This is a genomic window from Turicibacter sp. T129 (genome assembly GCF_025594975.1).
Taxonomy (GTDB): Bacteria; Bacillota_I; Bacilli_A; order MOL361; family Turicibacteraceae; genus Turicibacter; species Turicibacter bilis.
In genome coordinates this window covers 1-9,955 of the sequence record NZ_JAMQUU010000115.1, presented here as the reverse complement: position 1 = coordinate 9,955, position 9,955 = coordinate 1, and the positions used below count along the sequence as shown (strand labels likewise).

Here is a 9,955-nt window from a genome sequence, read left to right as displayed (position 1 = left end):
AAGTTTGCCCACGGACTTCCTTCAGATTCCTCCTCGCAGAGGACACCCTTGTCTTAGGCTATGTACTTTCCGCTACTTGGACGTACTCGGGACTTTAACCCGTTAGATAATACCCATGCCGGGCGCACATAAAAAAGAGTCGATAGTTCATCGACTCTTTTTATTCTATAATTTTTGAACATTTGAAGCTTGAGGACCACGATTACCTTGTGTTACTTCAAATTCTACTTTTTGTCCTTCTTCTAGTGTCTTAAATCCTTCTCCTTGAATTTCTGAGAAATGTACAAATACTTCATCACCATTATCTACTGTAATGAATCCGTAACCTTTGTCAGCATTAAACCATTTTACTGTTCCTGTTGCCATATTTGAAAAACCTCCAAAATATAAATCATATTAACTAGTTACCGTCATTTAAAATCGATATCTTAAAATCTTCACTTGGTTAGATATGCTTTTAAGTGTAATGGAACTATCGCTTATATGATGGCCTTTTTTTAACTTAATATACATATTTTTAAAGTTTTATTTTAGTATAAATTTAAAAAGTGACCGTCAAAGGGCCACTTCTTAAATTATTCTTCTGTTGTTGTCTCTGTTTGAGCCATTACTACTCCATATTTTTGTTTTAAATTATTATCAAAGTATTGGTAGTAGCGTGTTAAGATACGTCCATTGTATAATTTACGGTTTTTATCTGCTTCACGACCAAATGCTTTTTCAAATTTAGAGAATGAAGTTAAGATATTAAAATCCCATGTTGATAATTTACGTTTCATCATTCCTAATTTTTTGTTTAATTTGAAGACTTCATCTTCTTCTCCGATACGCTCACCATATGGTGGATTTGTAATCATGTAGGCATACTTATAGTTTGAAGAGAATTTATGGAAATCTAATTGATGGAATTCAATTGATTTTGCTACTCCTGCCTTTTCAGCATTTTGACGCGCTGTACGTAAAACTTGAGGATCGATATCGTATCCGAACATGCGTAATGAGTTGTTTTTGATTGCCTTACGTGCACTGTCACGTACTTGTTCAAAGATTTCTTTATCCATTGAAGGCCACTCTTCACAAACGAAGTTACGATTTAATCCTGGTGCAATGTTGTTTCCGATTAATGCCGCTTCGATTAAGATTGTTCCTGAACCACAGAATGGGTCAACTAATAAACGTTCTGGTTTCCAACGAGATAATAAAATTAATGAAGCTGCTAATGTTTCTTTTAATGGTGCTTCACCAGCAAATTCACGGTATCCACGTTTATGTAATCCTGGTCCTGTTGTATCAATTGTTAAAGTAACTACATCTTTTAATAAAGCTACTTCAATTTTATAAACTGGTCCATCTTCTGTGAACCAATCTTGGTTATAAGCACGTTGCATGCTTTTTACAACTGCTTTTTTAACGATAGCCTGACAATCTGGTACACTATGTAATGTTGATTTAATTGATTTCCCAACAACGTGCATTTTTCCGTTCACCGGGATATATTGACTCCAATCAATCGCTTCTGTTTGATTGAATAAGTCTTCGAATGTTGTTGCTTCAAATTCTGCTACTTTGATTAAGACACGATCAGCAGTACGTAACCATGTATTAGTAATTGCGATATCCATTTCGTCTCCTTCGAAATGAACTTTACCATTTTCTAATTTTAAGTCTTCATATCCTAGTTGTCTTAATTCTTTTGCTGTAACAGCTTCGATTCCAAATGTGGTCGTTGCAATTAATTGATAATCCATATTTCTATTTCTCCTTATCTTAAAGTAGCCATTCGTCATGGACGAATAGTTACTGAGATGACATTTATGTTCAATACACTTTTATTTTATCCATTTTCAAGAGCTCTCAAAACTCTGTTTTTAAGGTGGCCTAAAATACCATTTTTAAGTTTATCACTAATCGTCAAACGTGGCAATAATTATCTTTTTATGTCTTATTGAAGATGTTGTAATTTTTCTACCACTAGATTTACTTTTTCACAGATTTTATGAATACGTTCAGCAAATGGATTTCCTATATCAAGATAGTGCTTTTCAACTTTTAAGTCATGTAAAGGCGGAACAATTGAATTCGTATAATCTGTCGATTCTAATACGACAATAACTTCTTCTAAAGAAAGTTCTAACTCTTTATCTAATACGACCTCTGGTGTCGATTCTAATAAAAAGTTCAAGTCATACGTTAAATGATTAATATCTCGGTAAAGTTCAGCAATTTCTTGTAGTTTATTCACTTCTTTTAGTTTGACTTCTTTTTTCAATATAGTAAATTCTGTTTTAAGGGCCTCAATGTTTGAATATACTAAGTCTAAATCATTCATTTGTTGACTGAATAGCTGAATATAGCCTCTTTTTCCACGTGGTAATGTTCGTTGAAATACTTTCGCTGTATATGTTAGGCCATTAAGGACTTGTTCATTGGCATATTGCAATCTCTTTTTAGCAAATTTACGATAGTATAGGTTTGAAAATATATAGTTATAAAATAACGCAATTAATACCCCTAAACCAAGGGCGATGATGCGTAAACGAAAGGTTAGCCATATGCTAGGTAATCCCGCTTCATTCACTTGTATATATTGAGTCATGTAAATCGATGTAAAGATGGCAACGGGCGAAACAAGACGCCAGTTAATTTTTAAGCAGACGTATAGTGTTAGAACCATTCCAATACTAATACTAAAAACATTAACTCCAAATGCTAGCACTAAGATTCCCGTAGCTGCGGCACCAATCGTCGAGGCAATCAGTTGACTGACACCACTACGAACACCTGTTCGATTCAATGGTTCCAAATTGTACATGACTCCAAGTAAAACTGAAATCATATCTAACTGAGCAATTGGAAATTGTTTTCCGATGATATATCCTGTAGCGATAGCGAGTAGTGACTTTGTTAAATATAGTGGTGAGTCAAATAAGTAGGCTTCTTGACTTAAGCCTAATGTTTTACTAATCCTACGGTTCATATATTCCTCCAAAGCGTATGTTTCTATGTTATAGCATGACCATTTTAACATATTTTACCCAAATTTGTGAAAACAATAAAAAATCCATTCAATAAAATATTGAATGGATTTTTTATTTAATTTGAATGCTTCCATTAACTTGTTTCGTGTACTTAATGTTGTTGTTATCTAATAAACTTGTTAAAGCAAGCACAATTTGATTTGCAACTTCATTTTGATCACTAACAAATTGATTGTATGATTGAGTGATTTCTTCTGTCACACTTTCGCTACTTGTGACTTGATTGATAAGCTGATCTAAACTCATAAGTTTAAGATTTAATAGGCGTCCCATTTCACTAAAACTTTCATCTTTATTGGCAAGGAGTTCTTGTGTTTTATTGATGATATTTTGTTGCTGTGATTTTAATTCTTGAAGATAGGTTGGTGTAATATTGTTAGCGCCAATATGTTCAGATAAACTTTTGTTGATATTGTTATGTAAAACCATAAGTTCGTCGTATTGTTCAATGTATTCTGTGACTGGACTTGTAGTCGTCATACCAAATAAGCGATTGACAGTTTCTTGCGGGATGACACCCCCTGCATAAAGTAGAGTCAGTAAAACAACGACGAGCGGTAACCCAACAAGAAGACCTCGTAAGATATCTGAAAATTGATTTTGATTAGATAGATTGATGTCTGCCATTTGCGATTTGCGGCGTGTGGCACTGTATGGTGATTGTGATTTTCGATGCACAGACTGGGTGTATCCCCCGTATTGCCGACTCAAATCATGATTTGCTTTATATTGTGTTGACTCAATGTTGTGTTGATATGCTCGTACTTCATTCATTGATTGTTCTAGTTTTTCTTGTTCTTCTTCTTTCCAATGTTGGTACCAGTTGCGATAGTAGCTTTTATTTTTTGTGCCCATCTGTCTCGTTGCAAAATCGCTTGATTTGCAACTTCCCCCTTTCAAAAATGTTTGATTGTGTATTGATCCGGTTCATTTGCCTGTTACTAGAAGCATACGCCATTTGATGGATTGATATGATAAAGAATGAGGGAATTTCATTCGACTTTTTAAACTTTAAAGTTTGTAGTTATCTGCTAAATTTTATATAATGATAACTAGTGACAATTTTATAAGGAGGATTTATGAAACAAAAGTCTTTAAGAAAGTTCTTATTTTTTAACTTTTTAATTATGGCGGTTTTCAATTTCGCACATCCTGTGACACCTCGTTTAATTAATGAATTAGAATTACCGTCATATATGTTTGGTTTATTTTTTGCATTAATGTCAATTGGGAGTTATATCTTTTCACCTATTTGGGGAAGTCTATCTGATTACAAAGGACGTAAACGATTTTTAATGATTGGTGTTCTCGGATACGGAACAGCTCAACTTGGTTTTGGTTTAAGTCAAAGTGCAGCTCTTATTTCAGCCTTCAGGGTACTAGGTGGAGTTTTAAGTGTGAGTTATATTGCCGTTGTGATGGCGTGTATTAGTGATTTGTCATCACCTGAAAATCGTGCCAAATCATTAGCCTACTTAGCTGCAACGACAGCGATGGGATCAGCCGTTGGTTCTAATATCGGAGGTTGGCTTGGAGCCACTAATTATAAATATAGCTTTATCGTTCAATTTGCTGCCTGTATTGCTATAACCGTTGCTTTGTTCTTCTTGACTAATGAAACATTAGAAAAGAAAAAAGAAGGAAAAGCAGTATTAGCATTAAATCACTTAAAATTAAAAAAATCGAGTCTTGATTTTAAATCTATGTTGGGTGCTCTTATTTTAACAGTAGCATTCATGAATATTACAACAACGTCTTATAATTCAACTATTGGATACTTCGTTGAATCAGATTTAAAATTACCAACACAATTAAATGGTTTAATTTTAAGCATTGTTCCAATTTGTGCTGTTTTAGTTAATTTCTTGGTTAATCCTCTTTTAGCAGCGAAGTACGATGAGCTAAAAACGTTAATCGTTGTAATTGCCCTTACCGGAGGATCTTTGTTCATTTGGGCGTATAGCTCAAATCTAATTGTGATGGGAATCTTCTTAGTTATTTTCTTTATTGTAATGCCGCTTGCTCAGCCAATTTATCAAAGTATGATTTCAAAGCATGCGAAAGATAATGCGGGAGAAATTATGGGGATTCAAAACTCGGCGCGTTCAGTCGGAATGGTCATTGGTTCATTAATGGCTGGGTTCTTATATGATTTTGGTAGTAAACTTCCATTCTTAGTTGGGAGTGTTATGGCTTTAATCGCTTGCCTTATCTTAATCTTACAATATCGTCGAGAGAAAAAAACATCAGCTTAGCTGATGTTTTTTTTCTTTATATTGATAACGAGATTGAATATCTTGCTCGGTCAGCCCTAGATTTAGAACTCGATTTAATTTATGAACACAGTATTTATTTGGATAATAACGCTCCGATACCCAAATCCACGTATCATCTAAGTTTAATAGATGACAAATCGCGAAGGCAATAGCTGCTGCTCTTGAAACACCAGTATAGCAATGAATAACAATACACTCTACTTCTTCCGCATGCTCTAATACAAAATCACGAATTTGTAAACAGTGTTCCTCTGATAGTAAAGTATGATTCTCTTGAACGGTTTGAATATCATCAAATGTTAGGGATATCTTTTCAATAATGCGAGGATTTTTATAAAAAGTTGGGATCTTTGAATGAGTTCCAAGAATTGAGATAAGTAGTGCAACTCCCATCCATTGATCATAGCTCCAATTTTGAGCTTCTTGTTGACTCATAATTTTTATTTCCATCCTATCACTCCCTTTTTTTCACTCTTATTCTAGTTTATTTAAAGCAATTTAAAAGTATCCAGTTTTTCTATTATTTTTTTCTTGAACGATAAACTATACTTCGACATAACTTTTTTAATCTTATATCTACAATATAAACGAATAAACTAAAAAAGAATAGAGGGATGACTAAATGCTAATTGTAGCGTTAGATGGTAGTGGAGACTTTCAATCAATTCAAGCCGCCATTGATTCATTAAAAGGAAAAGATCCTACCACTATTTTTATTAAACGAGGTGTTTATCATGAAAAGCTGTATCTGAATCATTCTCATGTCACCTTTATCGGTGAAGATGCAGAAAGTACCGTGATTACATTTGATGATTATGCTAAAAAGGTATTAGCAGATGGAACTTTATTACAAACATTTAGAAGCTATACGATGTTTATTCATGGGAATCACCTTACATTTTCTAACCTAACGTTTGAAAACAAGTCTGGAAAGGGGAAAGATGTAGGTCAAGCAATCGCCTTGTATGTTGATGGGGATTGTATTCATTTTAAAGATTGCTGCTTTTTAGGAAATCAAGATACTTTATTTACGGCTCCACTCCCATCTACTCCAGTTATTCCTGGCTCTTTTATTGGACCTGGTGAGTATTTTCCAAGAAAAGTCGGTCGCCATTATTACGAACGATGTTATTTACAAGGAGATATTGATTTTATCTTTGGTGGAGCAACGGCCTATTTTGAGAGATGTACAATTTTTTCAAATGCCATAGATGGACTTAGTTATGTGACAGCCGCATCGACCCCTAAAGACGAAGCTTACGGTTATGTCTTTAATCACTGTGAGTTAGTCAGCGATGCCCGCAAAGGATCTGTCTTTTTAGGACGACCTTGGCGGAGATTTGCACATGTGGCATTTTTAAACTGTTATTTAGGTCCTCATATCCATGCAGCGGGATGGGATGACTGGGGAAAAATCGATTCTCATGATTCTATTAAGTTTTATGAGTTTCAAAATTTTGGTCCTGGTGCGAAATCTAATCAACGAGTCAATTTCTCTAAAGAATTGTCGCCCGAAGAAGCCGTATTTTATAAAAAAGAAAAAGTATTAGGAAATTGGGATCCAAACTAAGGTCTCACGAATGACAGTATCACCGCACAAACTAGGGAAATTAACCATTAATGATCTAAACTATTAAATAATCGGGTATATCCGCGTTGATACGATACATCATCAATTAATTGCCTGATATATTCCTCTTTAAGATTTTGTGTGGGGCTCAAGTATTGATTAATAATAATTATGAACCTTAAGCCTAAATAAAATTGGAAAACGAACAAAATCAATAGTACTCATATAATTCGATTCGATATTTTATCCTGTATAAGTTCTAAAGAAATTATTTTTTATCAAAAATAACTAGATACAAACCGAAATTTATTTCACCTTTCTAAAATCAATCTTAGTTATCAAAAAACTTTAATACTAAGACATCCTATAGTCCAGGGATCACCTACCATTGGTAATAAATGGATAACCTAGCAATTTCCAAAAGAAACCTAATCCTCTAATGCAAGGGATTTAGTTTTTACGTTGTGAAAAACTTATGGGGACTTATATAAAAACATAAAAAAATGGACAAGTTTAGACTTGTCTATTTTTATTTAGATAAAAATCCCCTGATCTTCTTTATTATTCAAGACGTCAAAAATTAGACGTCCCACTTCGTGCTTGCTTCCATCGGGATAATAATAGTAAAGAATGCGTTCTTCACCTTGTTCAAAAGCTGCTACGTTAAAAACAACGCCAAACTTCTGATTAAGTGGTACGAGCTCACTATAGCCTCCTAAATAATGAACTTGATTTAACTCTTCATCTGAATAAATATCTTTTGTGATTAATGTTGTAGGGCAGTCTTCTTCTAATCGAAAATTATAGGCATTGATGAGCGCTCCCTCTTCATCAGCCTTTGAAACTTCGATTGCTAAAATAATGGTCCATTGGTCGCCATCCTCATAATATCCCCAATCCCAATCAGTAAACTCGCTAAATTTAGACAAAGAAAGTTCAAAGTTATTCGATAACTCGTAGATACTTGAGCCATTACTTACCGATTGGTTAGGTGTTTCTAACCACCCAATTTGTTTAATCACTATACAGGCAATGATAACGATAAAAACTAATTTGACGACAACAAGGCTAGATAACCATCTTTGATCTGAATGATTTTGATAAGAAGGATGTTCTGTAATATCGATTCGGTGGTCAATGATACAGTCAAAAGCATCCGTCCACTCCGCTATCTTTTCTTTATAATACATATTATCGTCTGCAAGATGTTCATATTTTTCTAGTAGTTCATCATAAACTGCCTCTATTTCTTCTAGTGACATGGTGGGTGTTACCCCAAGAATTTGATACGCACGATTAACATCATCCATTTATCTCCCTACTCCCTATTCTCCTATTCAATTCATCATATGTTCATATTGGAGGATAAATGTCATCTTTTGCTTAAAATTAATCATTCACTTCTTCTTCAAATGAAATCACTTTTCCATCAGTAGCACTAATTTCAATTTTTTGTTCTTTATTATTTTTAATGGCTGTTGCTTCATAAACAACACCAATTTCTTTTGGTTGTAAATGAATTGAATGAACAAGCCCACCATTTGATTGAGCAGCCGCAATTGAGATCGCTTCATCAATCGAAATATTCACTCCATCTAAAATAGTTGGATTTTCTGATGTTTGTTCTTGTTTAAAAATTTCTCCAGTTAGCGCATCAAATTGAAGTTCATATTTCTGATTTTCAACATAAATATCAACTTCATAATAATTTGGGTGACCTACCTCATAATCAACACTTGTCACAATTCCATTTCCAATGGATTTTCGAGCTTGAATTAAGATATCTTCAATTGGCATATCACCGCCTTTAACTTGCGTAGTACCCGTTTCATTAACTGTTCCATTATTAGTTGGGGTTTGAGTCGTGGTTGAAGACTTTGTATTTGAACAAGCCGTTAATGCTAAAAGAGCTCCCCCAATTAATAAATAATGTCTATATTTTTTCATGTTTATTTACCTCATGATTTCTAATCTAACGTTTTTTAGTATGAACCATTGTTTGAGGTTTAAAACAATCTTTGGATAAAAAAATGAGTCCAAAATGGACCCATTTTATTGAATAACGTCTGGTGCAGAATATTCAATTCCATAAGTGTTAACTGTCATTGACTCAATCACAACTGGTCCATTACTTGTTCCCGCTACTTCAATATCATGTGCAACATCCATTCCAGATGTGACTCGCCCAAAGGCTGCATAATGACCATCTAAATGAGGTGCATCATCTAACATAATAAAGAATTGACTTCCTGCACTATCTGGTTGGTTGGTGCGAGCCATCGATAACACACCTTCCGTATGTTTTAAATCATTTTGGAATCCATTATTGATGAATTCTCCAGCAATCGCATAACCTGGTCCACCCGTTCCAATTCCATTTGGATCGCCCCCTTGTAAAACAAATCCTTTTTCAATTCGGTGAATAGTTAGTCCATTATAAAACCCTTGATTAATTAATGAGATAAAGTTATTCACGGTATTCGGTGCAATATGCGGATATAGTTCAGCTTGAATGGTTCCGAAATCCTTAATTTCCATCGTAACAAGGGGTAAGTTTTCAGGTACTTCAACCTCTGGTGCAATTAATTCTTTTGGTTTTGATTGACATCCAACCAGTGTCATCATAAGCAACAAGACTAATGTAAGTTTTCTCCATTTCAATTTCATCATATTCTCCTTTTTATTATAATACTTTGATTGTAGCAAAATAAAAACTAATTGTGAAGCTTCATCTATTTTTTGAGATAAGATTGAAGAAATGACTCGTCATACCTCCTCTATAATAGGAAGAGCTTATTTTCATTTCTAATGACCACTTCTCATCAACCACGATAGCAACATCTATATATAACCAGCAATACCTTTTACATTTTTATCATCAGTTTCGTCTCTTATGCCCTTTGGGTACTAACACATCCTATAGTCCAGGGGTCACCTACCATTTACGAAGTAAATGTATCTACCATTGGTAGGGAATGGGTCACCTACCATTTACGAAGTAAATGTATCTACCATTGGTAGGGAATGGGTCACCTACCATTTACGAAGTAAATGTATCTACCATTGGTAGG

10 protein-coding genes are annotated in these 9,955 nt (G+C 34.2%); 2 read left to right on the top strand and 8 right to left on the bottom strand.

Annotation, left to right across the window (positions count from 1 at the left end; all coding sequences use genetic code 11):
• Window positions 1-165: 165 nt before the first annotated feature.
• The 4 genes from NEH75_RS13270 to NEH75_RS13255 form a co-directional block, all read right to left on the bottom strand.
• Window positions 166-366: a cold-shock protein gene (locus NEH75_RS13270; protein ID WP_055242528.1), complete on the bottom strand. Its 201-nt coding sequence runs from the start codon at window positions 364-366 to the stop codon at window positions 166-168.
• 209 nt (window positions 367-575) lie between these two features.
• The gene (locus NEH75_RS13265) at window positions 576-1,748 is read right to left on the bottom strand and encodes a class I SAM-dependent RNA methyltransferase (RefSeq protein ID WP_055242530.1); all 1,173 of its coding nucleotides are present in this window, start codon (window positions 1,746-1,748) and stop codon (window positions 576-578) included.
• A gap of 194 nt (window positions 1,749-1,942) precedes the next feature.
• Window positions 1,943-2,977, bottom strand: a complete 1,035-nt coding sequence (locus tag NEH75_RS13260; protein ID WP_055306023.1) for a hypothetical protein — start codon at window positions 2,975-2,977, stop codon at window positions 1,943-1,945.
• A gap of 112 nt (window positions 2,978-3,089) precedes the next feature.
• The gene (locus NEH75_RS13255; RefSeq protein ID WP_055242532.1) at window positions 3,090-3,893 is read right to left on the bottom strand and encodes a hypothetical protein; all 804 of its coding nucleotides are present in this window, start codon (window positions 3,891-3,893) and stop codon (window positions 3,090-3,092) included.
• Window positions 3,894-4,117: 224 nt separating this feature from the next.
• Between NEH75_RS13255 and NEH75_RS13250 the strand changes: the two genes are divergently transcribed.
• Entirely contained in the window at window positions 4,118-5,293 is a 1,176-nt protein-coding gene (locus tag NEH75_RS13250; protein WP_055306022.1) for an MFS transporter, read from the top strand.
• Here NEH75_RS13250 and NEH75_RS13245 read toward each other — a convergent pair.
• Window positions 5,285-5,764, bottom strand: a complete 480-nt coding sequence (locus NEH75_RS13245) for a hypothetical protein (RefSeq protein WP_055242534.1) — start codon at window positions 5,762-5,764, stop codon at window positions 5,285-5,287. The two genes, NEH75_RS13250 and NEH75_RS13245, sit on opposite strands and share 9 nt — an antisense overlap.
• 172 nt (window positions 5,765-5,936) lie before the next feature.
• Between NEH75_RS13245 and NEH75_RS13240 the strand changes: the two genes are divergently transcribed.
• Window positions 5,937-6,884, top strand: coding sequence for a pectinesterase family protein (locus NEH75_RS13240; protein ID WP_055242535.1), 948 nt, complete (start codon window positions 5,937-5,939; stop codon window positions 6,882-6,884).
• A 533-nt stretch (window positions 6,885-7,417) separates the two neighbouring features.
• On the opposite strand, the gene NEH75_RS13235 is transcribed toward NEH75_RS13240, so the two are convergent.
• The 3 genes from NEH75_RS13235 to NEH75_RS13225 form a co-directional block, all read right to left on the bottom strand.
• A complete protein-coding gene (locus NEH75_RS13235) occupies window positions 7,418-8,194 on the bottom strand; it encodes a hypothetical protein (RefSeq protein ID WP_055242536.1) in 777 nt (258 codons plus the stop codon).
• A gap of 79 nt (window positions 8,195-8,273) precedes the next feature.
• The gene (locus NEH75_RS13230) at window positions 8,274-8,831 is read right to left on the bottom strand and encodes a PepSY domain-containing protein (protein ID WP_055242537.1); all 558 of its coding nucleotides are present in this window, start codon (window positions 8,829-8,831) and stop codon (window positions 8,274-8,276) included.
• 105 nt (window positions 8,832-8,936) lie between these two features.
• A complete protein-coding gene (locus tag NEH75_RS13225) occupies window positions 8,937-9,422 on the bottom strand; it encodes a peptidylprolyl isomerase (protein ID WP_343288202.1) in 486 nt (161 codons plus the stop codon).
• Between the last annotated feature and the right edge of the window lie 533 nt (window positions 9,423-9,955).

Excerpts from the sequence above, each read along its gene's own strand:
- NEH75_RS13270 (WP_055242528.1), bottom strand. The coding sequence starts at position 366 with ATGGCAACAGGAACAGTAAAATGGTTTAATGCTGACAAAGGTTACGGA.
- NEH75_RS13265 (WP_055242530.1), bottom strand. The coding sequence starts at position 1,748 with ATGGATTATCAATTAATTGCAACGACCACATTTGGAATCGAAGCTGTT.
- NEH75_RS13260 (WP_055306023.1), bottom strand. The coding sequence starts at position 2,977 with ATGAACCGTAGGATTAGTAAAACATTAGGCTTAAGTCAAGAAGCCTAC.
- NEH75_RS13255 (WP_055242532.1), bottom strand. The coding sequence starts at position 3,893 with ATGGGCACAAAAAATAAAAGCTACTATCGCAACTGGTACCAACATTGG.
- NEH75_RS13250 (WP_055306022.1), top strand. The coding sequence starts at position 4,118 with ATGAAACAAAAGTCTTTAAGAAAGTTCTTATTTTTTAACTTTTTAATT.
- NEH75_RS13245 (WP_055242534.1), bottom strand. The coding sequence starts at position 5,764 with ATGGAAATAAAAATTATGAGTCAACAAGAAGCTCAAAATTGGAGCTAT.
- NEH75_RS13240 (WP_055242535.1), top strand. The coding sequence starts at position 5,937 with ATGCTAATTGTAGCGTTAGATGGTAGTGGAGACTTTCAATCAATTCAA.
- NEH75_RS13235 (WP_055242536.1), bottom strand. The coding sequence starts at position 8,194 with ATGGATGATGTTAATCGTGCGTATCAAATTCTTGGGGTAACACCCACC.
- NEH75_RS13230 (WP_055242537.1), bottom strand. The coding sequence starts at position 8,831 with ATGAAAAAATATAGACATTATTTATTAATTGGGGGAGCTCTTTTAGCA.
- NEH75_RS13225 (WP_343288202.1), bottom strand. The coding sequence starts at position 9,422 with ATGGAAATTAAGGATTTCGGAACCATTCAAGCTGAACTATATCCGCAT.